This is a genomic window from Neolewinella antarctica, from assembly GCF_011927835.1.
GTDB lineage: Bacteria > Bacteroidota > Bacteroidia > Chitinophagales > Saprospiraceae > Neolewinella > Neolewinella antarctica.
In genome coordinates this window covers 272,226-297,278 of record NZ_JAATJH010000003.1, presented here as the reverse complement: position 1 = coordinate 297,278, position 25,053 = coordinate 272,226, and the positions used below count along the sequence as shown (strand labels likewise).

28 protein-coding genes are annotated in these 25,053 nt (G+C 55.1%); 8 read left to right on the top strand and 20 right to left on the bottom strand.

From position 1 onward, the window contains the following. The first annotated feature begins 28 nt into the window (after positions 1-28). Positions 29-436, top strand: coding sequence for a CBS domain-containing protein (locus GGR27_RS11145; RefSeq protein ID WP_168037528.1), 408 nt, complete (start codon positions 29-31; stop codon positions 434-436). A gap of 27 nt (positions 437-463) precedes the next feature. Here the strand turns inward: GGR27_RS11145 and GGR27_RS11140 are convergent, their stop codons facing one another. The 11 genes from GGR27_RS11140 to GGR27_RS11090 all read right to left on the bottom strand — a co-directional run bounded on the left by GGR27_RS11140 (position 464) and on the right by GGR27_RS11090 (position 10,093). Continuing rightward, positions 464-982, bottom strand: coding sequence for a DUF3124 domain-containing protein (locus GGR27_RS11140; protein WP_168037527.1), 519 nt, complete (start codon positions 980-982; stop codon positions 464-466). Between the two features lie 40 nt (positions 983-1,022). Continuing rightward, the gene (locus GGR27_RS11135; protein ID WP_168037526.1) at positions 1,023-1,622 is read right to left on the bottom strand and encodes an MCP four helix bundle domain-containing protein; all 600 of its coding nucleotides are present in this window, start codon (positions 1,620-1,622) and stop codon (positions 1,023-1,025) included. A 193-nt stretch (positions 1,623-1,815) separates the two neighbouring features. Then, positions 1,816-2,214: a hypothetical protein gene (locus tag GGR27_RS11130; RefSeq protein WP_168037525.1), complete on the bottom strand. Its 399-nt coding sequence runs from the start codon at positions 2,212-2,214 to the stop codon at positions 1,816-1,818. A 381-nt stretch (positions 2,215-2,595) separates the two neighbouring features. Next, positions 2,596-2,844: a hypothetical protein gene (locus GGR27_RS11125; protein ID WP_168037524.1), complete on the bottom strand. Its 249-nt coding sequence runs from the start codon at positions 2,842-2,844 to the stop codon at positions 2,596-2,598. 10 nt (positions 2,845-2,854) lie between these two features. Next, the gene (locus GGR27_RS11120; RefSeq protein ID WP_168037523.1) at positions 2,855-3,703 is read right to left on the bottom strand and encodes an HAD-IIA family hydrolase; all 849 of its coding nucleotides are present in this window, start codon (positions 3,701-3,703) and stop codon (positions 2,855-2,857) included. Beyond that, on the bottom strand, positions 3,703-4,737 hold the full coding sequence (locus GGR27_RS11115; RefSeq protein WP_168037522.1) for an aminoglycoside phosphotransferase/kinase family protein: 1,035 nt from the start codon (positions 4,735-4,737) through the stop codon (positions 3,703-3,705). Before GGR27_RS11115 ends, GGR27_RS11120 begins: the two co-directional genes overlap by 1 nt. Continuing rightward, positions 4,734-6,074 (bottom strand): glutamine synthetase family protein, encoded by a 1,341-nt coding sequence (locus tag GGR27_RS11110; RefSeq protein WP_168037521.1) that lies wholly within the window; start codon positions 6,072-6,074, stop codon positions 4,734-4,736. Before GGR27_RS11110 ends, GGR27_RS11115 begins: the two co-directional genes overlap by 4 nt. 43 nt (positions 6,075-6,117) lie before the next feature. Next, positions 6,118-6,624: a hypothetical protein gene (locus GGR27_RS11105; RefSeq protein WP_168037520.1), complete on the bottom strand. Its 507-nt coding sequence runs from the start codon at positions 6,622-6,624 to the stop codon at positions 6,118-6,120. A 108-nt stretch (positions 6,625-6,732) separates the two neighbouring features. Next, positions 6,733-7,470: a SpoIIAA family protein gene (locus GGR27_RS11100; RefSeq protein ID WP_168037519.1), complete on the bottom strand. Its 738-nt coding sequence runs from the start codon at positions 7,468-7,470 to the stop codon at positions 6,733-6,735. Between the two features lie 145 nt (positions 7,471-7,615). Continuing rightward, a complete protein-coding gene (locus GGR27_RS11095) occupies positions 7,616-8,965 on the bottom strand; it encodes an NAD(P)/FAD-dependent oxidoreductase (protein ID WP_168037518.1) in 1,350 nt (449 codons plus the stop codon). A gap of 57 nt (positions 8,966-9,022) precedes the next feature. Continuing rightward, positions 9,023-10,093 carry a branched-chain amino acid aminotransferase gene (locus GGR27_RS11090; protein WP_168037517.1) on the bottom strand — a complete coding sequence of 357 codons (1,071 nt, stop codon included), beginning with the start codon at positions 10,091-10,093 and terminating at the stop codon, positions 9,023-9,025. Positions 10,094-10,193: 100 nt separating this feature from the next. Here GGR27_RS11090 and GGR27_RS11085 point away from each other — a divergent pair, with 100 nt between their 5' ends. Both GGR27_RS11085 and GGR27_RS11080 read left to right on the top strand, forming a co-directional pair. Continuing rightward, the gene (locus tag GGR27_RS11085; RefSeq protein ID WP_168037516.1) at positions 10,194-10,640 is read left to right on the top strand and encodes a hypothetical protein; all 447 of its coding nucleotides are present in this window, start codon (positions 10,194-10,196) and stop codon (positions 10,638-10,640) included. Positions 10,641-10,705: 65 nt separating this feature from the next. Then, positions 10,706-11,443 (top strand): SDR family NAD(P)-dependent oxidoreductase, encoded by a 738-nt coding sequence (locus GGR27_RS11080; RefSeq protein ID WP_168037515.1) that lies wholly within the window; start codon positions 10,706-10,708, stop codon positions 11,441-11,443. Between the two features lie 182 nt (positions 11,444-11,625). Here GGR27_RS11080 and GGR27_RS11075 read toward each other — a convergent pair whose 3' ends face one another. After that, complete coding sequence (locus tag GGR27_RS11075) at positions 11,626-12,060, bottom strand: MarR family winged helix-turn-helix transcriptional regulator (protein ID WP_168037514.1); 435 nt, start codon at positions 12,058-12,060, stop codon at positions 11,626-11,628. A gap of 133 nt (positions 12,061-12,193) precedes the next feature. On the opposite strand from GGR27_RS11075, the gene rdgB reads away from it, so the two are divergent. Genes rdgB through GGR27_RS11060 form a run of 3 tightly spaced genes read left to right on the top strand, consistent with a single transcriptional unit; the run spans position 12,194 to position 14,926 of the window. Beyond that, positions 12,194-12,775 carry an RdgB/HAM1 family non-canonical purine NTP pyrophosphatase gene (gene rdgB / locus GGR27_RS11070; RefSeq protein ID WP_168037513.1) on the top strand — a complete coding sequence of 194 codons (582 nt, stop codon included), beginning with the start codon at positions 12,194-12,196 and terminating at the stop codon, positions 12,773-12,775. 32 nt (positions 12,776-12,807) lie between these two features. Continuing rightward, positions 12,808-13,620 (top strand): hypothetical protein, encoded by an 813-nt coding sequence (locus tag GGR27_RS11065; RefSeq protein WP_168037512.1) that lies wholly within the window; start codon positions 12,808-12,810, stop codon positions 13,618-13,620. A gap of 52 nt (positions 13,621-13,672) precedes the next feature. Further along, the gene (locus tag GGR27_RS11060; protein WP_168037511.1) at positions 13,673-14,926 is read left to right on the top strand and encodes a metallophosphoesterase; all 1,254 of its coding nucleotides are present in this window, start codon (positions 13,673-13,675) and stop codon (positions 14,924-14,926) included. A gap of 117 nt (positions 14,927-15,043) precedes the next feature. On the opposite strand, the gene GGR27_RS11055 is transcribed toward GGR27_RS11060, so the two are convergent. Continuing rightward, positions 15,044-15,595 (bottom strand): TraR/DksA family transcriptional regulator, encoded by a 552-nt coding sequence (locus tag GGR27_RS11055; RefSeq protein WP_168037510.1) that lies wholly within the window; start codon positions 15,593-15,595, stop codon positions 15,044-15,046. A 393-nt stretch (positions 15,596-15,988) separates the two neighbouring features. On the opposite strand from GGR27_RS11055, the gene GGR27_RS11050 reads away from it, so the two are divergent. Then, positions 15,989-16,336: a 4Fe-4S binding protein gene (locus GGR27_RS11050; RefSeq protein WP_168037509.1), complete on the top strand. Its 348-nt coding sequence runs from the start codon at positions 15,989-15,991 to the stop codon at positions 16,334-16,336. A 66-nt stretch (positions 16,337-16,402) separates the two neighbouring features. Here GGR27_RS11050 and GGR27_RS11045 read toward each other — a convergent pair whose 3' ends face one another. Next, positions 16,403-17,107 carry an outer membrane beta-barrel protein gene (locus tag GGR27_RS11045; protein WP_168037508.1) on the bottom strand — a complete coding sequence of 235 codons (705 nt, stop codon included), beginning with the start codon at positions 17,105-17,107 and terminating at the stop codon, positions 16,403-16,405. Between the two features lie 130 nt (positions 17,108-17,237). Here GGR27_RS11045 and GGR27_RS11040 point away from each other — a divergent pair, with 130 nt between their 5' ends. Continuing rightward, positions 17,238-19,013, top strand: coding sequence for a capsule assembly Wzi family protein (locus GGR27_RS11040; protein ID WP_168037507.1), 1,776 nt, complete (start codon positions 17,238-17,240; stop codon positions 19,011-19,013). Between the two features lie 134 nt (positions 19,014-19,147). Here GGR27_RS11040 and GGR27_RS11035 read toward each other — a convergent pair whose 3' ends face one another. The 6 genes from GGR27_RS11035 to GGR27_RS11010 all read right to left on the bottom strand — a co-directional run bounded on the left by GGR27_RS11035 (position 19,148) and on the right by GGR27_RS11010 (position 25,021). Next, positions 19,148-20,074 (bottom strand): lysophospholipid acyltransferase family protein, encoded by a 927-nt coding sequence (locus GGR27_RS11035; protein ID WP_168037506.1) that lies wholly within the window; start codon positions 20,072-20,074, stop codon positions 19,148-19,150. A 49-nt stretch (positions 20,075-20,123) separates the two neighbouring features. Then, positions 20,124-20,453, bottom strand: coding sequence for a MerR family transcriptional regulator (locus GGR27_RS11030; protein WP_168037505.1), 330 nt, complete (start codon positions 20,451-20,453; stop codon positions 20,124-20,126). Between the two features lie 36 nt (positions 20,454-20,489). Further along, positions 20,490-21,425 (bottom strand): hypothetical protein, encoded by a 936-nt coding sequence (locus GGR27_RS11025; RefSeq protein WP_168037504.1) that lies wholly within the window; start codon positions 21,423-21,425, stop codon positions 20,490-20,492. 361 nt (positions 21,426-21,786) lie between these two features. Beyond that, positions 21,787-22,722 carry a hypothetical protein gene (locus tag GGR27_RS11020; RefSeq protein WP_168037503.1) on the bottom strand — a complete coding sequence of 312 codons (936 nt, stop codon included), beginning with the start codon at positions 22,720-22,722 and terminating at the stop codon, positions 21,787-21,789. 211 nt (positions 22,723-22,933) lie between these two features. Beyond that, positions 22,934-23,848 (bottom strand): hypothetical protein, encoded by a 915-nt coding sequence (locus GGR27_RS11015; protein WP_168037502.1) that lies wholly within the window; start codon positions 23,846-23,848, stop codon positions 22,934-22,936. Between the two features lie 216 nt (positions 23,849-24,064). Further along, positions 24,065-25,021: a hypothetical protein gene (locus GGR27_RS11010; protein ID WP_168037501.1), complete on the bottom strand. Its 957-nt coding sequence runs from the start codon at positions 25,019-25,021 to the stop codon at positions 24,065-24,067. Positions 25,022-25,053: the final 32 nt, after the last annotated feature.

The window sequence follows — 25,053 nt, the reverse complement described above, 5'->3', positions numbered from 1 at the left end:
GGTCCCGAAATTTTCCGATCTTTCCCCCATGAAACTACTCACCAAGGTCTCTGCCCTGATGTCGCGTAACCTCATTACCGTGACGGTGCACACCCCACTCGCCGAAGCCGGTGAACTGCTGGTCAAGCACGGCATTCATCACCTGCCGGTCGTGAACGCCACGGGCGGTTTGGAGGGCATCATCGGCAAATCGGATTTTCTCAAGGTATTTACGCTCGACCGGGATACGGCAAGTGTTAAAGACATCATGAGTACCCACCTGGCGAAGCTGGAGCCGGACGACACCATACGCACGGCCGCCAACCTTTTTGCCCTGAACAAGTTTCACGCGCTGCCCGTCATTGACGGCGGCCGCCTGGTCGGCATCATCACTACGCTGGACGTGATCCGCTTCGTAGACGGCGAACAGACGCAATTGGGCGACTACGCTAAATAATCGGCACCAACCCAGCCGCGGTTATCGTTATTCGATCCGAATACCGCGCGTCGTAAAGGAAATACCCTGCTGGCCGTAAGTGCTGATGAACACCCCCTCGAAAAAGGGGTCGTGCGTCCCGGGACGCTTGTGCCAGGTAAAAACGAAGTTATCGCCAGAGCCACCCTCTACGTCTTTCTCGCTGATGATGATCTCGACTGTTTCGAGAGGGGCTAAAAAGATGGGGTCATCAAAATACGTACGGATGCCATGCCCGTCGGTCCGGTAATAGCTCGTCTTGTCGATGTAGACGGTGTCGGCGGTGTTGATGTTGCGCAGGGAGATGGTACCCATAAGGCTAAGCTTACGACCTTCCGCTTGCGTGTATATTTGGGAGTAGCTGGAAAGGTAGGTTTGACCACCCTCCAGCGAATCAGCCGGGTTCATGGTTACCGTGCGGCGCGCCCAGTCTTCGGCAGGAATAGAAGTCATAGGATTGATGACGGGTGGCGTATCACAACTAAAGGCCACGCACGTGAGGACGAGAAGGAACACGATGTATTTCATAAGCTTAGAGTGCTGTCGTTTTTAGTGGCTACGGTAGAAATCATTCCAGCTCTTCCGCTTTGTCCTTTTTAGCCTCTTGAGCAAATATGGCCAGGATGGCAATTGCAATGAGAATAAGTAGGGCGAGCTCAATATAGGTGAACAAATCTATGGTAGCACTCGCGCGTTTGCTGGCGAACATTTCGTTGCGGCCCTCTTCCATCTGTATGTCCGATAACTTGTAAAGGCTTTTCCTAACGTTAGCAGCCTGAAGTCGAAGCTGCGTGACGGAACTTTCCGTATTTTCGAGCGTAACCAAACGACTCATATGCTCCTGTAAGCGTGTAAATACTTCTTTTTCCTCCCTGGTCAGACTGGTTTCGCCAAATTGACCGACGAGCGTGTCCATGCGCTGGTTAATACTTTCTAAGCCAATCGGCGCTTGTTCCACCGTGGCGGCTAGGTAGGCAATCTCTTTTTCCTGGACGAGTTGCGCCAGATTGAAGATGATTCCTTTTGCGATCAGACGATCGGCGTAAATGGTTTCGACGGAGTTACTTATCGTCCGGTAATTCTTACGGTCATTGAGATTAGTGGCCAGGAATAAGAGGAACAGGAGCACCAAGCCTACGATCCATTTCACTTTGGTTGCGGTAGCCATACTTTATGGGGTTTATACGAAGGACTGCCTCCTGGAAACGAATATAGCAGATTAAAGCATCCCGGCCGAACAAAATCCGATCTATCGTAGGTAAACCCATAATCTCAAATCACGACTCACCATCGGAAACGGCTTTAGGAATAGCCCACTGAGGGGGCCGGTGGTTAGGCTCATTGGATTAACTGGATAGCGTTTAACCACGTCCACTTTTGGCCGAACGATTTTTGTACCGCGGCCCCATGAGCCGTTTCTTCTTTTTGACGGGCACCACGGTGCCCGTGACCGACTTGAATTTTCGATTCTTGTAAGCGGGGCCGTGGAGGGCGGGGGTGGCGAAAGCGGTTGAGTCTAAGTCGGACTGTGCGCGATTACGTTCCAGGTTGCGGCCGGCGGCGTTTGGGTTCTTAAGGTGCAGATTATTGTACCTGGAGAAGTAAAACCGATTGTCGTACGTTGCGGAGGGTGTGGTGCTGTCTACCCGGGCGGTATTCACCGTGACGTTGGGCTCGGAAAGATTTCTGTTATCCTCCTGAGCGTTCAGACTAAAAAAGGGAGCGGAGAAAACTGCAAGGACAAGCAAGAGGGTTTTCATGAGCTAGGTTTTTTGCGGTTAAATCATTATTCCCGGGCGGCTCACCCAAGAATGATCACGCCAATAGAAACCCGCGACTATTTTCTTTGTTCTTTCGCGCAAGAACTTGACACTCCACTGAATATTGCACGGCGGTACGTACGTTTTCTACGGGCACAAGCCACCGCATCCTCTGCTGATTAACGGAGCAAGTCAACCGACTCTATAGTGGTGGTTATCTACTTAACTCCGCTGCTACCCAAAGTCCCTTCTCCAATCCAATTACCCCGCACCCGCGTCCGCGCCCGTTGCTACTTTGGCCGGCTTACTTCATTGATTACTGACCTTGCGTAGCACTAACGTAGTCCGACTACTTAGGTCCGTTAATAAATAAACGGTACGCTACCGACTCCGATAAAACTCCAGCAACCGCTTAGTATCCCGGTGCGCAAAAAAGCCCGGCTCCACGCCGTAGCTGTTCAGATTGATTGAAGGACTGGCCGAATCGTCTACGTAACGGTCCAGCAACGCGGCGTCAACTTCGGCGGGAAGGCGTGCGATGATGCGTGGTTTGGCCACGTGCCATTCTTCCCCGATCGACGGGCGAATCGCGCGGGTAAAGATCAAATCAATTGCTTGCTGGTCCTTCATGGTAATAGATTTATGCTCCGATGGATTGAATAATAAAGTCAGGGATGATCCCCGACGAACTGATCTCCGTCTCCGCACGCTCCGCCCGGGTGTTGCCACTCAGGACGAGTGCCGTAGAAACCCCGAACGTGTTGCCGCCGAGAATATCCGTGTGCAAAGTATCGCCAACCATAAGCACGTCGGCGTGGGTGAGGTCCGGAAAGTCGCGCAGTAAGGACTCAAAAGCAAACTGAAACATCTGGCTGGCCGGTTTGCCAAACTGGATAAAGCGGCGGCCCAGCACGTACTCCACCAGCCGCGCGACGCTGCCGGTCGCCAGGGCCACGTTGTCTTTTGAGACGGGGTAGAGCAAGTCGGTATTGGCCACCACGACGGGTACTTGGCAGTGGCGTAGCAAATTAATGACGTGATTAACGTCGACGTTCTTATCGTAGCCTTCGTCGTCGAGAAAAGCGACGGCTTTGATGTCCGTCAAATCATCGAGGTCGACCTCACTAATGTGAACGGCTTCCAGCCCCGCGCCGATGATGTACTCCGCCGACTGGGGCGTACCGAGGTAGACAACTTTTCCCGTACGGATTTTATACTGCAAAAAATGCCGGGTAGTTGCCCCGGAGGTAATGATCTCGGCCGCCGGAATTCCCCGCAGTCCGTATTTTTTCAGGTTCTTGGCCGCCGCCGCCGGGGAGCGCGCGGCGTTGTTCGTCAGCACCCTTAAGTGCTTGCCCTCGGCGCGCAGTCGGTTAACACATTCAACTACGCCGGGAATGAGCCCGTCGTGGTTGCGCAGGACGCCGTAACTATCGAGCAGGATCACCTTGAAGGGTTGGCTGATCTCGGAAAACTTTTCAATCGTCATTAAGCGGGTATTTTCATGTCGAGCGCGGTCAAGATACGTGCTACGTCAAATTTCTCTTCGATCGTCGGTAGGTGGGTGCGGATCACCTCGTCGGCCAGTTTCTCCGCAATGTCGGACCGGAAGAAATAGCGGCCGAGGCGCAGCACGTAGTTCAGCAGGAAGAACCGATAGGCTTCCTTAATGAACACGACCTCCGTGTAAGTAAGCGGGAAAACGTCGTGGTAAGCCCGCAAAAATTCCAGAAAGCGGGGTTCCATCAACCGGTCGATCTCGTAGCTGAAAACGGTCATGTCGCCCACGTCGGACACCACCCGGCTCAGGAAGTAGAAGTCCGTCACCCGGGTCGACATCCGGAACCAGTCGTAGTCCCAGCGGCTCGCGATACGGCCCGTGCTGTCCACCGAAAAATTGCCGATGTTCCAGTCGATGAACACGGGGATTTTCTGGAAGCCGTGGATATTAATCTGAAAGGTGTTCTGCAAAAACAAGTTACAGTGGTGCTCGATCGTCGTGAAGTGGTCCGGATAGTCACGCCGGGCCGAGCGCAGCAGCGCGTTCACGTCCGTCGTCATGTCGCGGCTACTCTGCGGCAGGGTGTTGGCGACCAGCGTGCAGTCGAAGTGAAAACTCGCCATTTCGCGCCCCAGTTGCCGGACTTGCTCCAGCGTAAAACGCTTCGGCGGGTTTTGCTCGATGTGGATCGGGCGGTAGAACACGACCCAGCAATCCTGGTCGTCGTGAATGTAGCGGTGAAAAAATAGGTTCTGCCCCTTCATCAGCGCCCGGCTGAGGAAGTCGCCGTAGCGCACCGGCAGATTGTTGGCCAGGATGTTGATGATCGTGTGGTCTTCGGCAAAATTCTCGAAAGAGCCGAAGAGCGTCACTTTGGCGATGATGACGTTGCCGTCGGCCAGGACGACCTTATAGACCGTGTTCGTGCTCACCTTGGCGCTGATGTCCTCCACCGTCGCGATGGCGCGCGTGTGGTCGTAAGCCCGCCAGGCGTAGCGGATAATGTCGTGGTATTCCTTCATGCTAGTTCGAAATAACGTTGTCTTTCCCAGTCGGTCACGGCGCGTTGGTAGCGCGACCATTCCCATTCGCGGGTTTTTAAGAAGTGGGCGCTGAACGCGGGTGCAAGGATGTTGTGTTGGGCTAAACCAGCCCGCATGGCACCCGCGCCCGCGCCCAAATCTTTCGGCAACTCCTCCCCCACCGACTGCTCGTAGGCGCTGCCGACGACGGCCGGGGTAGTCAGTTCCAACCCGTGCTCGATGCCGTACAGGCCGGAAGCCAGCGCCGCGGCGATGACCAGGTAAGGATTAGCGTCGGCTCCGGGGATCCTCGTTTCCAGCCGCGTGGATTTTGGACCGCCGGGGATGACGCGCAGCGCTACCGTCCGATTATCGACGCCCCAGTTCGCCCGCGTCGCCGCCCAGGAGCCGGCGACGTAGCGTTTGTAACTATTGACGTTCGGTGCGTAAAGCGGCATTAGTTTCGGCAACCAGAACAACTGCCCGGCCAGGTAATGCTCAAACGTTTTACTCATTCCGTGCGGCCGCGCCTCGTCGTAAAAAGCATTAACGTCCTCCCGCCACAGCGACTGGTGCAGGTGGCCGCCGCACCCGGGAAGATCCGCCTGCTGCTTGGCCATGAAACTGGCCACAAATCCGTGGCGGTAGCTGATTTGTTTCACGCCTTCTTTGAACAGTACCGCCCGGTCGGCCGCTTCGAGGGCGGTTTGGTGAACCAGCGCGGCTTCGAGGGCGCCGGGGCCGGTCTCGGTGTGCAGGCCTTCGAGGTCGACACCAAAAGCAGTGATTTGCCGGAAAAGCTCGTGGTGGAAGGTGGACAACGCACCCGTCCGCAGCCCGGAATAGCCGAACATGCCCGGGGTGATCGGCCGCAAGTTTTGGTGCTGTTTATCGGCCAGGCTATCCGGCGTCTCCCGGTAGGCGAACCATTCGTACTCGGGGCCGAAACGCGCGGTGAAGCCCATCCCTTCCGCCCGCTCGACGACGGAGCGTAACAGGCTGCGCGGGCAAGCCACGGCGGGGTCGCTTCCGCTGGCGGAGCTAAAATCGGCGAGCAAAAAAGGTACGTCGTTCTCCCAGGGGATAGTGCGCTGACTTCCCGCCACCACGGTGACCGGGGAATCTCCGAAAGCGGGGTCGGCCAGTCCGTTACCGTAGAGTTCGTCCTGCGCGTCCCACTGAAAAACCACGTTGCAAAAACTGAGCCCGTCGTCGAGGCCGCGCATAACTTTATCGCGACTGATATATTTCGTTCGCAAAATGCCGTCGATGTCGGTCACGCCGATCTTTACGAAGGGGGCGTTCGATTTTTCTAGCCAATCGCGGGTGCTTTGCATGGCTCAATGTAGTCTAAACGCGGTGATCGACCAAGTGAGATATTCATTCACCCATGATTACTTCCCAGATTGCTTCTTCCCCGTTCAGAGCGGCCTGAAGTCCGCTAATGTCTTTACAGCCGATAAAGTAATTGCTACCGGTCTTCGTCGTGATCATCAGGCCGTTGCGGCCACTCAGGGAGTAGAATTTCTCGTCGGTCAGGGTAGCTTTGGGCCGGTCCCACTTCGCAATGGCGGGCGTTTTGACGATGGTGCAGGAAGCGACGTCCTCCCAGGCAATTTTTTTCGTGGCTTCCAGTTGGCCCTTGATCTTAAACTTGATGGTGCGGTCCGTGATCGTCAATTTCGACCGTAAGCTAGTCAACCAGTAAATAGCGTAGCCCAGACCAAGCGCCAGGGTCAGACTGATGAGGCTGTAGGACAGGCTCGCCCTGATGCTCCAAAAGTAAGAAGCTGCTCCGTAGAGTAAACCGACGGTAGCCAACGCCAGCAACGCGATGACTAACCAATCGTGAAAGCGCTGCTTTTCCTGATATATTTTGTTCGCCATCGTGTTCCTGAATTTATTTCGGGGAAACACACTGGAAGCCCTCATGGTTCAGGTTTAAAAGAACCGATTTTGTGCGTGCTGAGCCCCGCCGATTTTACCCTGCTTGATTTACCCTAACCAGGAGGTTGCTCGCTTCCGCTCATTAGTAGAAAAAGCCGCCAGTTCTAGACCCGGCGTTAATAAATCACCCAGCTTAACCGTCGTTTTGAGCCACGACTGATCTCCGATCAGCGCAATCCGCTCGACGTTGCGGTAGTTCTTGATGCCGGATTTAATGTCCTCGATCAACTGCTGCCCGGAGAAACCCGCGTCCACGATCTCCAGCAGAATGCGTGCCTGCCCGTAGGTTCTGGCCTGTGCTTCGATGAGCAGGTTAATGCGGTCGTAGTCCTTGGGTGTTAGTTTCCCGATAATCGCCAGCCCGAGCACGCTGTTCTCGCCCATGTCGACTTCCTTCAGCCCCTCCGAAGGATCTGCAACGGGGTCGAGGCGCAGCCACTGGTGGGCGAGTTCTCCTTCCGCCAACGAAAACGTTTTTACTTCCATGCGGGGCGTCAGCCAGTCGACGCTGCCCGTGAGGGAGGAGAGCCAGCCGTGGTCGGTGAGGATGGCGTACTTCTCGATGTTATCCCAAAGGTCCGTCTTCGACTTCAGGGTTTTCCAAAAAGACTGCAGGCTCTGAAAGCCACCGATGGACTTCACGTTGCCCAGCAAACGGATTTTTCCGTGCGTCAATACCTTTGCTTCGATGGCTAGCAGAAACTTCTCCATCCCGGTCTCATCCACCTCGCCGTCGAGCGTGAAACCTAGCATGTTGGGTTGGGACAGGGGGAATACGGAAATCATAGGGGTAGTTGTCTTGTTGGGTACGTTGCTAAGAACGTTTCAGATAAGCTTTGGATGAATGACACGGAAAGGTTGAGGGCATCCTGCCCGAACGTAACAGTGGTAGCGCTACCGCTGTTACGTTCGGGCAGGATGCCCTCAACCTCTAAGAGGCGGCAACGACTTTATCGATCTTGGGATCGTCCGGCTCCGGAGCCGCCGGCGCGTAGGGCCGAATGATCAGCCGCAACGACTGGTTGTAATTAATGTAATTCGTCAGCCAATTCAGAAAAACGAAGATCTTGTTCCGTGTCCCCAGAATAGCGAAGAGGTGGACCACCAGCCACATCAACCAAGCAATGATGCCACCCAGGTGCAGCTCGGGTTTCGGAATATCCACCACCGCGCGGCCGCGACCGACCGTAGCCATACTTCCCTTGTCGTTATAACTAAAGGGCTGAATTCCCTTCCCGTCACGCAGCCGCAATTTGAAGTTCTTCGCCATGTTCGCTCCCATCTGAATAGCTACTTGCGCCACCTGCGGGTGTCCTTCCGGGAAATCGGGCTCTTCCATATAAGCTACGTCGCCGACGGCGTAGACATCCGTCAGACCAGCTACCCGATTAAAGCGATCGACCGCCAACCGGTTACCGTGGGTTATGGCCGCCTCGGGGACGCCGGGAATCGGCGCGCCCTTGATGCCCGCCGCCCAGATCACCTTCTGGGTGGGGATCGTCGTTCCGTCCTTCAGGTAAACCTTCCGCCCGTCGAAGTCAGTCACTCGGCTGTTGAGCATCACCCGCACGCCGAGTTCTTCGAGGTATTTAAGCGCACTGGCGCTGGATTTCTCACTGAAACCTTTTAAAATCACATCGCCGGACTGAATGAGGTAGATATCGACTTCCTCCTTGACGTTCAGTTCCGGATAATCACGGGGCAGCACGTGAGTTTTCATCTCCGCCAGGGAGCCAGCCAGTTCTACGCCGGTCGGTCCGCCGCCGACGATGACGATGTCTACGAGCTCCTGGCGGTTCTCGTAGCTGGGCGTGGTTAGCGCGTCCTCGTAGTCGTCGAGAATGTTGTTGCGGATGTAGAGCGCTTCCGAAACGGACTTCATCGGGATCGCGTGCCGTTCGATGTTTTTGTTGCCGAAGAAGTTGGTGTCCGCACCGGTCGCAATGATGAGGTGGTCGTAATTGCAGTGGCCGAGCGGGGTGGTGATCTGCTTGGTCGCGGCGTCCAGGCCGGTCACTTCCGTCACGCGGATGAAGATGTTCTTCTTCCCCTGAAAGAGTTTCCGGAAGGGAAAGATGATGCTGCTCGGTTCCAGCCCGGCCATGGCTACTTGGTAGAACAGTGGCTGAAACTGGTGGTAGTTATTCTTGTCGATCAGCACGACCTGGTAGTCGTCCCGGCCCAGTTTGCGCGCCAGTTGGAGTCCACCAAAACCACCGCCCACGATCACGATGCGTTCGCGGGTAGATTCGGGGATATTGATTTTAGTACTTGCGTCCATGCTTACTCAAAGGTCGGTTGAGCAGGGAAAGTTTGTGGCGTACACGTATTGCGCCCGCTACAATTTAACGATCCAGCCGAACTTGTCTTCTACCGTTCCCGTCCGCACCCCGTCGATGTATTTCTTCAGGGCGGGGCCGATCTTCCGGTCCTCCACCGCCGGGAGGGTCATCAGCTTGTCTTTGTACTGCAGTTCGGAGACGTGGCTAACCACCGCCGCCGTGCCCGAACCAAACATTTCTTCTAGCTTGCCGGCGTCGTGCGCCGCGACGATCTCGTCGATGGTGATCGTCCGCTCGGTAACGGTGTGCCCCTGGTCGCGGAGGATCGTGATGAAGTTCTTCCGGGTGATGCCCTTCAAAATTGCCCCGTCCGTCGCCGGCGTAATGATCTCTCCGTCGATGACGAAAAAGATGTTCATCGTACCGACTTCCTGGACCTGCGTCATGTTCGGTCCGCCCATCCAAACGACCTGGTCGAACCCTTTTTTCTGCGCCAACTGCGCGGGTAGCAGGGCGGCGGCGTAATTACCGGCCGCTTTGGCCTCGCCCGTTCCACCGGGGACGGCGCGGACAAACTCTTGCTCCACGACCAGCCGGACGGGCTTCGCGTAGTAAGGGCCGACCGGTGCCGTAAAGATGCAGAAGCGGTACGTCTCGCTCGGGCGCACGCCGATGAACTCGTCCGTCGCGAACATGTAGGGGCGCAGGTACAGCGCCGAACCTTCCGCCGGTGGAATCCAGTCCCGATCGAGCGAAACCAACTGGCTAACGGCCTCGACGAAGCGGTCTTCCGGGAACTCCGCCATCAGCAGCCGCCGGGCGCTGTTGTTGATGCGCTTGGCGTGGTCGCCGGGGCTGAGCAGGGCGGGCGTGCCATCGGCTAGTTTACTGGCCTTCATGCCTTCGAAGATGGCCTGGCCGTAGTGCAGTACCATACTGGCGGGATGCATGGTAAAGTGGCCAAAGGGGACAATACGATCGTTCGACCACTCACCGTCCTTGTAATCACTGACGAACATGTGGTCGGAAAAAATCTTACCGAAGGGCAGGTTATCCCAGTCGACCGTGTCGACGCGGCTCTGCTGAACTTTTTCTACGTGGATCTTCGGGGCGGTAATCGTCGTCATGTTTGGTTCTTTTAGTGATCGGGTAGCCGTAAAGGTAATTGGTAATTCAGTTTCGCACTGCCAGAGGGCTTACCTTTATTGCATGGAGCTCTTCCCCACTATGCAACTCATCCAGCAACCAGATAACGCAGCACTTGCTGAATACGTTTCCGAGCCATCGCCGGACAAAAAGTTACTTGTGGTTTACGATGCCGAGCTGCCTTTTCTGGAGCGTGTGCTGGCCGCCGCCGGGTACGATGATCCGCCACGGCAGTTGCATTTGGTGCGGGCAGAAAAAACGGATGAATTTGGTATCGATCTGTCGGTACTAGCCGGCAGATTGGAAGTAGACCAAATCATGCTTTTCGGGCAAGATCTTTCTGCGCTGGGCATCCATTTTTCTGTTGTTGCCAACCTCCCGGTAGAGATCGCGGGGCGAACTTACCTGATCGGTGAATCGTTGTCGCACATTGCCGGGGAGAAAGAGGCTGGCAACAATACGCCCGCCGCGGCACTTTGGCGTGGGGTAAAGGGTGCGTTCTTAAGAAAAACGGACGTGCCGAATTAATTAATTTTATTACTTGCGATACGGTTAACCACTATTTTACGGCTAATTATTAAAACAAAACACACATGCCAACCCTAACCAACAAAATCGCGCTGGTAACCGGCGCTTCCCGCGGCATCGGCGCTTCCATCGCCGAGCACCTCGCCGCCGCGGGGGCCACCGTAGCCATTACCTACAACAGCAGCACCGAACAAGCGGAAGCTATCGTAAAGAAAATAAATAACGCCGGTGGTAAGGCCAAAGCCTTCCAGTCCGATGCCGGGGACCCAGCGGCCAATACTGAATTAATTCAGCGCATCGTCGACGAATTCGGTGGGCTGGATATTCTCGTTAACAATGCGGGCGTGTACGCTACCGGGATGCTCGTAGGGACGGAATTAGATATTCTGACGCGTAATTACGAGGTTAACGTCCGGGGTGTTTACGAGACGACCAAAGCCGCCATTCCCCAACTGAACGAAGGTGGCCGCATCATCAACATCGGGTCCGTTTCCGGCCTGAAAGGATCGCCGGGTGCCAGCGCTTACGGAGCGTCCAAGGCAGCGGTGGCGTCGTTGACCCAGGCCTGGGCCAAAGAGGTAGGAGAACGAGGCATCACGGTAAATACCATCCACCCCGGCAGCGTGGATACGGAGATGAACCCAGCCAGTGGCCCTTACGCGGACATGCAGCGGGCGTCGAATATTTTCGGGCGGTTCGGGCGGCCGGAGGAGATTGCTTCGGTGGTTACTTTTATTGCCGGCCCGGGATCCAGTTTTATAACTGGTGCTAATATTCCGGTCGACGGGGGGTACACGGCTTAAGGTTTCTTGCCAATTTACCGTGCACCTCCGATAGCTATCGGGGGACCGCGCAAAATTAGGGTCAGGGCGCGGACGCAGGTGCAAGGAGGGTGCGGATAGAGCCACGTTGCGGTCAACCGTAGTGCAAAGCTAACTTACCGATGCGCCGATTTAGTTTACGTGCTAACAAAATTCCAGACTAGCTATTCGATGTTCTTGAGCATCAACGACAACGCGTGTTTCATGTCCGCTTCAGCGTAACGATCTACGCCGCGCATCGCTTCAGCTTCCAGTTGTCGGATAGGGCCGGATAATTTGTCCAGTTCCGCTCTCCCACCGTTCGTAAGCTCGCAGTGTTTGACGCGGGAATCTTTGGCATCCGTCGTCAGGGTAATCAGCCGCTGAGTAGCTAGTTTGTTGACCAATCGGGTGATTCCAACCCCGGGCTCCGTGAGCCGGCTAGCTACTTTCATTGTCGGCAACGCACGTTCCCCCTCCAGTTCGGCCGCGCGGAGTATGCGCAGAATATTGAACTGCTGCAGGGTCAGGTTTGAATGTGCACTAACTACCTCGGCTTGTTTCCGTCGGACGAAGTGCGCCGTGCGCAGGAGGAGGGGGAGAAGTCGATCATTTTGCATGCTGCCTTGAACCTTGATCTTACATTATAGTTTGCGCGTCAAGGAAATTACGCTGCTATCTCGGATGGGCTTGGCTATCTATTTCGTTCCCAGGGTAGTAAACCGCCTTACCTTCGCTGCAAATCGACCCACCATGGCGCTAGTCTTTGCTACTAACAACCCCAACAAGATCGCCGAGATACAAACCCAGCTGGGTGACGCTTACGATTTTAAGTCCCTCAAAAAAATAGGCTGCACGGAAGAAATCCCCGAGACCTCCCCCACCCTGGCCGGCAATGCCCGACAAAAAGCCCGGCACGTAAAAGATAATCACCGCCACGATTGCTTCAGCGAAGACACGGGCCTCGTCGTCGATGCCCTCGGCGGTGCGCCCGGCGTCGATACCGCCCACTACGCCGGGCCGGAGCGGAGCGCGGAGGCAAACAACAAAAAAATACTGGACGGATTGGGGACCCGTGACGACCGGGCGGCCCGGTTCAAAACTTTTATCTGTTTAATCCTCGACGAAGAAGAGCATCTTTTCGAAGGCGTGTGCGAAGGCCACATCGCAGTCGCTCCGTCCGGTACCGATGGATTCGGCTACGACCCGATCTTTATCCCGGCAGAAGGTGACGGCAGAACGTTCGCCGAGATGAGCCGGGAAGAAAAACAGGGTATTAGCCACCGGGGCCGGGCCGTAGCTAAGTTGATTAACTTTCTGAGCGCGCGGGCCTAAATCATTTCTTTGATCGGTGTATCTTTCCCACTATGCGTAGTCTGCTGTATCTATTACTCTTCGTTTTTCTCGCCTATGGTGCCTATTATTACTTCGACCGGCTGTCGGACGCTCCGCTAAAAACTGAATTGCTTTCTAAAGGAAGTGAGGCGATTAGCTACGTTGTTGTTACGCCCGAAAATGAAGGCCCCTTTGAGCTGAAGCGGGGTGAAGAAAATCAGTGGGTAGTTTCGCGGGATCATCGACTTATTTACGGACAGACCGAACGGATAAATACTTTCGTGAACGAACTACGGACGTTGCAATCAGATTCCGTCCAACTTAACCCACGACGCGACCGCAAGGGGCAATCAATTACCCTGAGCGTTGGGACAACCGCCCAGCAAGAGAATTTTACCCTTGAATTCCCCAACGACCTACACGAACCCGTGCTGGCCCACTTAGCTACGGACGACCAATCCGCCCTCGCCCTCCCGCCCCGTACCCGCACCTGGAGAACTAACTACCTGAACTTCGACGCCTACCGCGATCGGCAGCTACTCGACCTGGACCCGCGGCTCGTCGATAGCCTGATCGTGTACCGGGGCGACTCCGTGCTCTGGGGAATTACCACAGGTAACCTGGCGGCGTCAGCCACCCGCTTCATTGCACCGGCGGCCGCGCCCTACGCCGACCAATTCGACGAAATCGCGCACCGCGACCGACTGTACGGCCAAATCAAACTTTACGCGGATGGGCGGGCAAAAACCGTGACCGTCTACCGCGACTCGCTCTGGCCCCTACCCTTCGTGCTCGTCGGGGAAGATTATCCACGACGTTTCCTCGGTTACGAGCGACTGCGGTGAAACATTGGGCCGGCTGCGCGTTGCCTTGTTTCAGCTTTCCCCGCCCTACCGAATGAATTATCGAATACTCTTACTTTTCTTTGTCTTGGTTAGCCTGGACGTGTACGCCTACCAAGCTTTTCGCAGTTGGATCTCTCCCTACAAAAGCTCGACGCGCCGCTTAGTGACGACACTTTACTGGGCAATCACGGGCTTAGCGTACGTGCTGTTGGCCCTGAATGCCTTTAAGGTCACCGCCGACTGGGATAAGGTGACGAAGACCAGCATTAACGTTTTCCTGTTCCTGAGTTGGCTGGGTAAAGTTCCGATCGCGCTGTTGTTGTTAGGCGACGATTTGCGACGCGGCATAAACTGGGGGATCAACAAGGTGAGCCCCGTTACCGAGCGCGACGTGTCCCGTTCCCGTTTTCTGTCCAAGGCCGCGCTCGTGGCCGGCGGTGTTCCCGTGGCCGTGCTCTCCTACGGCATCGTCCGCAACGCTTACCGCTACCGCCGTTTTGCGGTCGATGTCCCCATCACCGGGCTACCAGCCGGGCTCGATGGCCTGAAAATTGTCCAGATCAGCGACATGCATTCCGGCTCCTGGACGCAGAGCGAACCGCTGAAGGAAGCCGTCCGGATGATCAATGCCGAAATTCCCGACGTAGTGTGTTTCACCGGCGACCTTGTTAATAGCGAAGCCGACGAGATTGTCCCGTTCATCGACATTTTTAAGGAAGTGAAGGGGAAATACGGGGTTTATTCCGTGCTGGGCAACCACGATTACGGCACCTACCACAACTGGGGCGTGCCGAAGGGTAGCGACGAGGAGAAAGTGATTATCGAAGAAAACATGCAGCGGCTTTACGGCTACCACGCCGACCTGGGTTGGGACTTACTGCGCGACGAGAACCGCATCCTCGACATCAACGGGCACAAGTTGGGCATTCTCGGGGTCGAAAACTGGGGCGCCGCCTTCCGCTTCCCCCGCAAGGCTAATTTGCCCAAAGCAACTACGGGCGTGGAAGATTGCGACTGTAAGGTGCTGTTGAGTCACGACCCGACGCACTGGGACGCCAAGATTCGCCCCGGTTACCCAGACATCGACTTAACGCTCAGTGGCCACACGCACGGCTTTCAGTTCGGCGTCGAAATTCCCGGCTTCCGCTGGAGCCCGGCACAGTACATCTACAAACACTGGGCGGGGCTTTACCGGGAGGGGGAGCAGTATTTGTACGTGAACCGGGGCTTGGGCTTCCTGGGCTACCCGGGGCGGGTGGGGATCTTGCCGGAGGTTACGGTGTTGACGCTACGCTCGGTTGGTTGAGTTACTTCGGACGACGCGCCGTCCCGGCACCAAAAAGCGAACGCCCTTGCTCCGCTCGATTGACGAGTAGAGCAAGGGCGTTTGTTTTGAGCGCGATGAATCACGGTCGACAACCAATCAAATGATATCGTCGTCATCTTCCTCGACGGGCCGGCGCGGCTTGCGACCGGGTTTTTTCCGCTTAGGCTTGCTTGGTTTACGGGGCGGCGGCGGCGGTTTTTTGATCTTCGAAACAATCTTGTTGGGCCCTTCCCGGCGCTCGGCGGCGCGGCGGGCCACGTCGGCGGCGGTGATGTCGAGCTCACCGCTGGCCTGCATGCGCATGCCTTCGAGGCTCTTCGTCGTGGTGGGTACGGCGGCCAGACGGTCGCGGGCGATGAGTTTGCCGGTGACGGCGCAGGTGCCGTAGACTTTATTCTGAATACGCAACATAGCGTTCTGTAGCGCCTGGATGCTATCCCGCTTGCGGAGCACTTGCTCGTTGAGCAGTTCCATCGAGGTAACGGAACCACTGTTTTCACCCATGTCCGCACCGAAGTTTTGGGACATGGTTTCACTAAGTTCTCTGACCTGCCCTTGCAGGATTTCCAGTTCGTTTTTTGCCTCCTTATAATCCGTCTTTATTCGGACGGAAAATTCCTGGAGGTCGTCATCACTATATCTTTCCATGGGCGGTGTAGTAGCTTGGGCGGGGCGCAATTATTTCGCTGCCGCCAATGATACTATTTTTTTCGAAGTAAGCAAATTTTAGGGACTATTTTTAAGCAATTAGCTAGCTATTAGTCCCAATCCCGGCAGTTGCGGACCTTGTAAAGTCATTAGCGTCTGGCAAAGTTGTCTTGTAACAACGAGCTTTGTCAGAATGGCGCGGTCGCCGGTGCAATGATTTAACGCGAATGAGCGGGGTATTGTGGGCGGGTCCACGACCAATTTCGTAATTTTGCGAAACTAAAGAGCACAACCAAAGCATCCACTTAGATTGTTCTTTAAACAAACCTACAAAAATGGTGGCCGATTTTCGGACCACTTGCCTTTACCCAGCATCAGAAAACTTCCCTCCCCATGGCCATCATGATCACCGACGACTGCATCAACTGCGGAGCCTGCGAACCAGAATGCCCCAATACGGCCATTTACGAAGGCGGCGTGGAGTGGTCCATGGCCGAAGGCACTACCATCAGTGAGCCCTACCCACTCGAAACGGGCGAAGTCGTGGCCCCCGAGGCTGAAAAAGCACCCGTGAGTGATGAGTTTTACTACATCGTCCCGGATAAGTGTACGGAGTGCGTCGGCTTTCACGAAGAGCCGCAGTGCGCCGCCGTCTGTCCGGTTGATTGCTGCGTCCCCGACCCGGAGCGGGAGGAAGAGCAGGAAGTTCTGGCGGCCCGACAGGTTCGATTACATGCGTAATTAGCCTGGGGCCTGTAGTCTGGGTCCTTGGTCTTTAAGCACTATAGACCACAGACCACATGTCCGTCAAAACCCTCGTCTAACCAGTACCCTCGTCCCCAACTGATAGTAATTCCGGTTAGTCTGGTCGAAGTTGGATTTTACGTTTCCCTGGAGGAAGAACTGGAAAAAGGGCTCGACCCGTAAGCTCCACCGGTCGTTAAATTTACGGTCGAAGCCAACCGCGGTGTTGATGCTGAACACTGGTGAACGGAAGGATTGGTCCGGATCGTTTGCTAATTGCTGCTCGTCAACTCGGTCACCGTCCTGAAAATTAGTTTGGTTAATACTCGTGCCGAGGTGTAAGTGGCCGGCAACGCCCAGCGTGAAAAACATTCGATCTTTCTCCGTGATGTCTTGGTAAAAATTAAGCTCGAAGGGCACGGATAGGTACCGGGCACGGACTTTCTGGCTGAACGTCCGACCACTACCCGGGCGCTGGTCACTTTGCAAGTCGACGTCGTACCCAGTTTCCAGATAGCGTAGACCCGTAGTAAACCCGATTTTGTTGACACGGCTCGTGTACACGATACCGATTCCGTACCCGGCCGTCCCGGTTTCCAGGCTATCCTGCCGTTCCAGTTCCGTGAAGGGAAAGCCACTTCCGGCACTGATGCGGCGACTACCGTAGTGGGGGGCTAATTCTATCCCGTAGCCCTGTTCGATAACGTCCTGAGCGAATAGGCCAGGCACGCAAACACAGAGAAGAATTGACAAAAGGAAGTAACGCATGCGGGGTATTTATGAAACAGGAACGCAGGGGCCTCGCCTTAACCGTATGCTATGGTGATTATTTCGCATTTCTTTCTGGCCGTGGGCTAGGTGTTGTGTCTCCGGGGTCGTCAAGTCTTACCTTCGTGCCATGTCCATTCGCTCGGTAGTCTTGTTGCTCCTCTCTTGTTTCCCACTCATCCTTCCCGCCCAGGGCAGCCCCCTGCCGGTGGGTGATGATAATTACGACTTCGTCCGGCGATTGTCCGTCCGCTACGGTTACAAAGGGTTTACGCGCCCGGCTACGGATTTAGGTTTGCAACCGCTCAATCGGGCTTCCCTGGTGCAGCTGGCCAAAACGTACGATAAACTGTACGGCACGGAAATGTCACGGGTCGACCGCTACCGCCTCCAGGCCTTCTACGACGACAACAACGAGTGGTTATCACTACCGGACCTGACCGCCACGCCGGACGTGGACCGGGCTGCTTACTACCAGGGGAACGATTTTGCCCTCTTTTCTAAAGATAGCCCGCTTTACCGCCGGCGGGATCCGATTTTGAAACTGTTCTACCCCACCCCCGCCAATTTGGTGGAAGTAAATACCAAAGATTTTTATCTACGCCTCAATCCCATTGTGGATTTCCGATACGGCAAGCAACAGGGTGACGCGGAAGATTACTTTTTCAACCGCCGTGGCCTCACGCTGCGCGCGGGTGTGGACGACCGGATCTTTCTTCACTTCGACCTCCTGGAAACGCAGGTGGGTTTGCCCAACTACGTTCGCCAGCTACGTGATCGATTCGGGGCGATCCCGGGAGCGGGGTTTTTAAAAAAATATACGCTCGACCTGGCTAACGTGACGGACGGCAACGATTATTTGAATGGTCAAGGATACGTCTCGGCGGACATAACCCGCCACGTCGGCGCGCGCCTTGGCTACGGGACTCATTTTATCGGAGACGGAGAACGCAGTGTTCTGTTGTCGGATTTCAGTAACAACTACCCGTTTCTGGAACTCAACTGGCGGATTTGGAAATTCCACTACCGCAATATTTTTGCCGAGCTAACGAACGGCCCCGCCCGGAATACGGCTCCCGGCGTTCCACTGCCGAAAAAATACCTCGCCGCGCATTATTTGTCCATCGATGTCGGCAAACGATTAACCTTTGGTCTTTTCGAAGCCGTTGTTCTGAACCGGGAAGATGGTTTCGACCTCGCCTACCTTAACCCCGTGATCCTGTACCGCACGATCGAGCAGAGCGTCGGTAGCCCGGATAATGCGATGATTGGTTTTACGGGCCGCTACCGTAGCCCGTGGAGCGTGGAATTTTACGGACAGTTTATGTTGGATGAGTTTAAGTTCGACGAGCTCTTCATCGAGCGGCGGGGCTGGTGGGCCAATAAGTGGGCTTACCAGGTCGGCGCGCGCTACGTCGATGCTTTCGGTTTGGACCAGCTCGACTTGGTGATTGAGCGTAACGTAGCGCGCCCTTACACCTATACGCACCGCGACAAAAGCCACTACACACACTTCGCTTTACCGCTCGCGCACCCCCTCGGGGCCAATTTTACTGAGAACCTGTTTGGTATCGACTACCGGCCACTGCCGAGGTTGAACCTGCGGGCCCGCTTGTATCTGATCGACCAGGGGGAAGGGATGGCCGATCGAGTCGTAGGAGAGGACCTAAACCAACCCCACGGACTCCGGGAGATGGATTTTCAGAACGAAATCGGACAGGGAATTAACTACACCAACACGCTGATTACCCTCCGGGCGGGTTATGAAGTGATGCCTAATTTCTGGGTGGAGGGCGAGTTTTTATCCCGTAACAAGGATTCGGAAGCGACGGCGCGTGACCTGGAGACGACGGTGGTTAACCTGGGCGTACGGTGGAACGTGGCGCGGCGGGTGGAAGCTTTTTGATTCTGCGACCGCTCAAAAGAGTACACCGTTTTCCGGCCACTCCCGTCAGAAATACGGAGTCCCCACTAGGTGCTACGCTACCGCGAGCTGGGGGGAAGGGACGAATTGAGGTGACGTAAGACTAACCACGCTGATTACCTACTGTACTCAGGGCCCACGAAACTTTGCTCTTTGAGGAGTTGGGTGACTTCTTCGGGGACGTCCCGTTTCCAGCGGCGGTGGGTCCAGAGCCAGGGGGTGGGGTTTCGTAAAATCTCTTGCTCCAGCGTCCGCGCAAAAGCTTCCGTGATGGCACCCGGGGACGTTTCCCGGGGGTGGAGCGTAATGGGCGTGAGCTCGGCGGCGTAGTGGCCGCGATTGATGATGCGCAAGTTCATGTAAAACACGGGGATGTTGTTGCGCACCGCGTAGCGCTCGGGGCCGGCGAGGAAGCCAGTCGTCTGATTGAGGAAGGTCGTCCAGTGAATCTTTTGCCAAACGTGGTTGCTGGGGGATTGGTCGGCGACGAAAAAATCGATGCTGGGGCGGACGGGGTCTTCCTCGTAGTACTCGTCCACCACCCGGCGGCTAACCAAATGAACTCCGGTGCGCTGGCGATTTTCCCGCACCAGGGTGTCCATCGCCTCATTTTTTAACGGGCTGTAAATGCCCATGACGGTCTGGCGTTCAAAAATAAGGGGGAAGGAAAGCGCGGCAATTTCCCAGTTGGCGTAGTGCGCACCGACGACCATGACGCTCCGGTTAGCTTCAGCGTAAGGGGCGATCAATTCCGGATTAACGACGCGGCAGCGCTCGATGCTTTCTTCCTCCGACATGCTGAAGAGCTTGATGGACTCGGCGACGGAATCGAAAAAGTAACGGTAGAATTTTTCGACCTGCCCGTCGACTTCCGCCTCCGACCAGTCCGGAAAAGAAGCGCGGATATTGGTGCGGACGACTTTTGTCCGGTAACCGAACACCCGGTAGGCCAACACGTAAAACACCCGGCTAATCCCGTAAATAATACGCAGTGGTAGCTTACTGACGGGCAGCAGAATACAGTAATAGAGCAATGTAGCCATGCGGCGAAGGTAGGGATGGCAAACCTGTAAAGGAGGGGGCCGGCGAGGGTTACAGCAAGCCTTCTAGTTTCCGCTTCACGGTGACGAGCCGGTCGATGATCTCCGATTTATCCGTAGACTTCCGTTTCCCACTGGCAATTTCTTTGCGTGCGCCCTCCAACGTAAAGCCACGTTGGTTGAGCAGGAAATCGATTTGCTGCAACTGCTTAACGTTGTCCTTGGTGAAGCGGCGGTCGCCCCGGCTGTTCTTGCTGGGTTTCAGGTGGCTAAATTCCTTGTCCCAGTAGCGGATCTTGGTGGCGCTGATGCCCAGTTTTTTGGCTACTTCCCCGATGGAGTAGTAGAGTTTGAGGTCGTCGTCGGAAATATCTTTAGCCATGGGGCGGGTGCGCTTTGGGGTGGCTTAAGGTAAGGTCTATTTTAGAGAGTGCCGGATTTCAATGCCGACGGGGGCGTCGATGAAGTCACGAAACCCCCTGTCAACGACCACGTGGGCACCAACCGAGATGCGCTCGTTGACCGCAAACTGAAACCCGGTCGTCAGCATAAGTTCAGGAGCGGGAATGAAGAAGGGTTCCTGGTAGAAACGGTCAACGGACCCACTCTGGCGAGTTTTTGCCTCGTAGAAATTACTGCGTATCGCCCGATCGTAGTACAGGATGCTCAGGACACTAAAGCCGAGGTAGGGTTGGAAGCGATGGCGGCGCATGAAGGTGTACTGGAAGCCGGCTTCGAACGTTCCCATGTCCTTACTCAACGTTTTTACCGTCCGAATTTGGTCTTCATCCAGGTTTGCGTACGGATCGCCGTTTAAGGACACCCGATTGCGGTACAGACCGGGCGCGGCGTAGAAATACCCTCCCCACCGCGTTTGCCGGGCGACGCCGACCCGGGGAAAGAGGCTTGAGTAGCTCGTTATGTCTTCACCGTAAGAACCCTCGTCGTAATCCGCGTAGATGACCTCCCCAAAGGAAGGGTAAAATCGTGTGTAGGAATTTTCTTTAGTTGTTCTTGTGTAAGTAGCACCCCCGTAATAGCCACTACGAGAGAATCCCATACTCAGGGAGCCACTCACGAGCCAGCGGCCCTCGTATTTATCCCGTTGCTGCCGCCGAAGGAGCCGGTCGTAGCGGCGTTTGGTAATGTTGAGCGGTTCGGTATCCGTTGCGTACTGCGTAGTGTCCTGATTCCAGCTCTCTACTATTCGGAGGGTATAGTCGCCTGGCGCTGGCGCATTACCCGTTTGCTGAGCACCGAGCCAGCTTACCGGTAGGGCGAAGAGGAGCCAGAGCAAACCGCCCCGGTGGCAGGTCCAAAGTCTGTTGGACGTAAAAGAGTTGAAATACTTCATAATATAATATTAATGCAAAAAAATAAGGGCATCTTTAGTATTACCTGGATAAAGCTCGTCGAAAGTTAGCACGTGCAATTTTCGAACGGACCCAGCCATTACCAAAGCTGCCATTGCTAACGAGATGAATTAAACCTATTGTACCGTTTTAAAATACCTAAGTAGTTGGACAATATTATTATAACATTTTGACGAGCGTAGCGAGCTGCCTCGTCTCCCCCTCTACCTTCGGAGAGGATTACAAGATGTACGTTTAATATTGTCCGAGTACCTACACCGTAACGTCAATGATTACCATCGCCAATTCTTTTGCCTGGCGGTAATTGGTAGCTTCACTGAAGTTGTAGTCATCAATAGAAAGCTATTTAAAAAGATAGCGGACTTCAAAGCCAATGGGGGCATTGATGTATAAGTTGACGCCATCACTTGCGTACGCATGTGCACCAACCGAAAGGTGTCGCGTAAGCTCAAATTGAAACCCGGCGGTCAGGCACAGATCAGGATAGAGGGGGAAGGAATCTTTAATTCGGAAACCACCGATAACTCCAGTTTGGCGGGTTCTCGCTTCGTAAAAATCCCGTCGAGTCTCGCCACTGTAGCGAATCAGGTTAACCGAACCGAACCCCAAGTAGGGGCGGAAGCGGCGTCGACGGAAAAAGGTATACTGAAACCCTAGCTCGAATATGCCAGCCATCACCTTCGAAGTTCTGACCACTTGAATTTCGTCCTCCTCCAGATGACCGTACGGATCACCCGTCAGGGCAACCCGCCTACGGTAGAGCCCGGGCGTCAGGTGAAAATACCCCCCCCAGCGAGTCTGCCGGGCGATACCAACGCGGAGCAAATAGCTCGAATAGCCCGTAATGTCTCCGTAGAAATTATCATTGCCGTTCGCAGGAATGATTTCGCCGGAAGGCATGATGAATGTGCGTAGTTGGTCGGCCGCGCTTGACCGACGGAAAGTACTGCCGGTATAGTCGTGAACACTACGACTTCCAACGTTCACCGAACCATTGATCGCCCAGAAACCCTCATAATCCTTACGCCGCTGCCGACGCAAAAGCCGGTCATAACGTCGTTTTGTAAAATTAAGGAGCGCGGCATCCGCATCGGGCAGCGTGGTATCGCGCCCCTGAGCTTTAAAAAGCTGGAGTTGGTAGGTATCAGATGGCAATTTCGGCACGCTCGTCTGCTGAGCGCTAAGCCAACCCAAGGGTAAGATGAGAAGTAGCCAGATCAGACTACCCCGCCAGTGGGCTTGGGCGGGGCAGCTCCGGGAAGACGAGGTAGAACTCATGGTATTTTACTAATTGGAAAACAATAAGGTGCCCTCAGCGGTAAACGAAAATTACAAGACACGCCCCCGATCTGGAGCCGCTTACCAGTATTCGTCAGAAATAAGATTTTCGGCAACCCCCAAGAAGACAGACAGATTAGCAATTCATCTATTGCTAAAATCAATTTGCTCGTCAGGACATACCGCCTAATGTCGAAGGACAGAAGAGTAGTTACTTGAGCGTATAGCGTGCTTCCACGCCAACGGGGGCGTCGATAAAAATATTAAAACCTTCGTTCGCAAAAATTTGCGCACCGAGCGAGAGGCGCTTTGTCACCTCAAACTGGAAGCCGGCGGTGAGTGCGAACTCCGGATAAAGAGGAAAAAATTCTTTACTCCGAAAACCACTAACGATGCCCCGTTGGCGCGTTTGAACGTCGTAAACGTGCTGCCGTTCCTCGCCGTGGTAATAGACGGTATTGAAAAAGCTAAACCCCAAATAGGGCCGAAAGCGATGACGACGCAAAAAGGTGTACTGAAACCCGATCTCCAGTGTACCCACATCCTCTTCAGACGTAACGACGGTCTGAATTCCGTTATCGGCCAAATCGTCGTAAGGATCCCCCCTGAGCTTTACCCGGCTGCGGTAGTAACCGGCGGTGGCGTGAAAATACCCGCCCCAACGGGATTGCCGGGCAAGGCCGATCCGCGGGTATATACCCGTAGACCTCGTTATGTCCTGATTATCATAATTGTAATAGCTACCGAAGTAACGTTCCGTGAAAATGATCTCACCGGAAGGAAGAATGAAGTTCCGTCCACCTTCCCCCGTCGTGGACCGGGTGTACGTGCGGTTGCGGTAATCGCCATAATTATCCAGCCCGATGCCCAGGGAGCCGTTCACCAGCCAGTGCCCTTCGTAGTGCTTACGCTGCTGCCGCCGCAGGAGTCTGTCGTAGCGTCGTTTGGTGACGGTGAGCGGTTCGGCGTCCGCGACGGGTAACGTCGTGTCGGCGTAAGTTACCTCAAACAGCCGGAGCTGATAAGTACCCGGCTTCGGCGGGATCGTATCGACCCGCTGAGCGTTGAGCCAGCCGAGGGGCAGGGCAAGTAATAACCAGATCAGTCCGCTTCGGCGAGCGTTCATAAAGAAATTTACGGGAATTAACATACTAATTGTCATGGGATCAAGGTGATACAAGGTGCTAAATATGCTGTCTGAAGAATTGAGTAATAAAAGCAGCAAAGCGGTGGGCCGGATCGACAGCATTACCGTAGCTAAAAGAATGCCGGTGAGGGCCCGGGGTTATTTGGCTGCAAATGCGGTTAGTTCCTCGCGTGCTGAGCTAGTCCGGGCCATTATCTATTTCAGCGCGTAACGTACTTCCGCACCAAACGGGGCATCGTAATACACGTTCGAACCTCCGTTACTGAACAATTGCGCACCGACGGAGACACGCTCAGTTACCGCAAACTGAAAACCTGCGGTAAGACCGAGCTCCGGATAAATTGGGAAAAATTCCTCACTGCGAAAACCACGAAAAACACCCTGCTGGCGGGTATTCGCATCGTAAAAGTCCCAGCGCTCCTCACCGCGATAGTACAGAGTACTAAACAGGCCCGCGCCCAGAAAAGGACGAAAACGACGGCTACGCATGAAGGTGTACTGGATGCCAAATTCCAACGAAACCGCGTCCTCCCGGGAAGTGACGACTAGCTGCACCTCATCGTCGTTCAATCCCACGTACGGATTATCACCCTTCAGTTGTAATCGATTGTAATAATAGCCGGTGCTGGCGTGAAAGTACCACCCCCTCCGGGTCTGCCGGGCAACGCCGAGGCGCGGGTAAAGAGTGGTGGCGCTCGTCAAATCCTGGTCGCGACCGTTCCTGAAACTAGCGGAGCGTTCCGTAAACACGATCTCACCGGAAGGTAGGATGAAGCTTCGGCCGTTGCCCGGCGTAGCGGTGCGCGTGTAAGTATAGTTTCGGTAGTCTTTGTCGCTAGTAGACCCCACGCCCAGGGAGGCAGTGACTTGCCAGTTGCCCTTAAAACTCCCCCGGCCCTGTTGCTGCCGGTAGAGTTTAAGGTAGCGTCGTTTGAGGGCGGGGCTGAGCAGCGAGGTGTCCAGTATTGGCATAGCCATTTCACCCGCGATGGTGGTCGGTGGGGCGGGCGCGGTGGTATCCGGTCGCGAGGCGGGCACCCCCGAACCCTGGGCACCGAGCCACCCCAGAGAAAGGACAAAGCACAGCAGGGTCAGGCCACTCCGTCGGTAGGCCCGGGGGCGGTGACTGAGGAGTATTTTAGTAAGCCTCATGGTTCTTAATTGGGTCTCCGCCGGCGGGAAGT

Coding starts and splice junctions, on each gene's coding strand:
- GGR27_RS11145 (WP_168037528.1), top strand. CDS start 29: ATGAAACTACTCACCAAGGTCTCTGCCCTGATGTCGCGTAACCTCATT.
- GGR27_RS11140 (WP_168037527.1), bottom strand. CDS start 982: ATGAAATACATCGTGTTCCTTCTCGTCCTCACGTGCGTGGCCTTTAGT.
- GGR27_RS11135 (WP_168037526.1), bottom strand. CDS start 1,622: ATGGCTACCGCAACCAAAGTGAAATGGATCGTAGGCTTGGTGCTCCTG.
- GGR27_RS11130 (WP_168037525.1), bottom strand. CDS start 2,214: ATGAAAACCCTCTTGCTTGTCCTTGCAGTTTTCTCCGCTCCCTTTTTT.
- GGR27_RS11125 (WP_168037524.1), bottom strand. CDS start 2,844: ATGAAGGACCAGCAAGCAATTGATTTGATCTTTACCCGCGCGATTCGC.
- GGR27_RS11120 (WP_168037523.1), bottom strand. CDS start 3,703: ATGACGATTGAAAAGTTTTCCGAGATCAGCCAACCCTTCAAGGTGATC.
- GGR27_RS11115 (WP_168037522.1), bottom strand. CDS start 4,737: ATGAAGGAATACCACGACATTATCCGCTACGCCTGGCGGGCTTACGAC.
- GGR27_RS11110 (WP_168037521.1), bottom strand. CDS start 6,074: ATGCAAAGCACCCGCGATTGGCTAGAAAAATCGAACGCCCCCTTCGTA.
- GGR27_RS11105 (WP_168037520.1), bottom strand. CDS start 6,624: ATGGCGAACAAAATATATCAGGAAAAGCAGCGCTTTCACGATTGGTTA.
- GGR27_RS11100 (WP_168037519.1), bottom strand. CDS start 7,470: ATGATTTCCGTATTCCCCCTGTCCCAACCCAACATGCTAGGTTTCACG.
- GGR27_RS11095 (WP_168037518.1), bottom strand. CDS start 8,965: ATGGACGCAAGTACTAAAATCAATATCCCCGAATCTACCCGCGAACGC.
- GGR27_RS11090 (WP_168037517.1), bottom strand. CDS start 10,093: ATGACGACGATTACCGCCCCGAAGATCCACGTAGAAAAAGTTCAGCAG.
- GGR27_RS11085 (WP_168037516.1), top strand. CDS start 10,194: ATGCAACTCATCCAGCAACCAGATAACGCAGCACTTGCTGAATACGTT.
- GGR27_RS11080 (WP_168037515.1), top strand. CDS start 10,706: ATGCCAACCCTAACCAACAAAATCGCGCTGGTAACCGGCGCTTCCCGC.
- GGR27_RS11075 (WP_168037514.1), bottom strand. CDS start 12,060: ATGCAAAATGATCGACTTCTCCCCCTCCTCCTGCGCACGGCGCACTTC.
- rdgB (WP_168037513.1), top strand. CDS start 12,194: ATGGCGCTAGTCTTTGCTACTAACAACCCCAACAAGATCGCCGAGATA.
- GGR27_RS11065 (WP_168037512.1), top strand. CDS start 12,808: ATGCGTAGTCTGCTGTATCTATTACTCTTCGTTTTTCTCGCCTATGGT.
- GGR27_RS11060 (WP_168037511.1), top strand. CDS start 13,673: ATGAATTATCGAATACTCTTACTTTTCTTTGTCTTGGTTAGCCTGGAC.
- GGR27_RS11055 (WP_168037510.1), bottom strand. CDS start 15,595: ATGGAAAGATATAGTGATGACGACCTCCAGGAATTTTCCGTCCGAATA.
- GGR27_RS11050 (WP_168037509.1), top strand. CDS start 15,989: ATGGCCATCATGATCACCGACGACTGCATCAACTGCGGAGCCTGCGAA.
- GGR27_RS11045 (WP_168037508.1), bottom strand. CDS start 17,107: ATGCGTTACTTCCTTTTGTCAATTCTTCTCTGTGTTTGCGTGCCTGGC.
- GGR27_RS11040 (WP_168037507.1), top strand. CDS start 17,238: ATGTCCATTCGCTCGGTAGTCTTGTTGCTCCTCTCTTGTTTCCCACTC.
- GGR27_RS11035 (WP_168037506.1), bottom strand. CDS start 20,074: ATGGCTACATTGCTCTATTACTGTATTCTGCTGCCCGTCAGTAAGCTA.
- GGR27_RS11030 (WP_168037505.1), bottom strand. CDS start 20,453: ATGGCTAAAGATATTTCCGACGACGACCTCAAACTCTACTACTCCATC.
- GGR27_RS11025 (WP_168037504.1), bottom strand. CDS start 21,425: ATGAAGTATTTCAACTCTTTTACGTCCAACAGACTTTGGACCTGCCAC.
- GGR27_RS11020 (WP_168037503.1), bottom strand. CDS start 22,722: ATGAGTTCTACCTCGTCTTCCCGGAGCTGCCCCGCCCAAGCCCACTGG.
- GGR27_RS11015 (WP_168037502.1), bottom strand. CDS start 23,848: ATGAACGCTCGCCGAAGCGGACTGATCTGGTTATTACTTGCCCTGCCC.
- GGR27_RS11010 (WP_168037501.1), bottom strand. CDS start 25,021: ATGAGGCTTACTAAAATACTCCTCAGTCACCGCCCCCGGGCCTACCGA.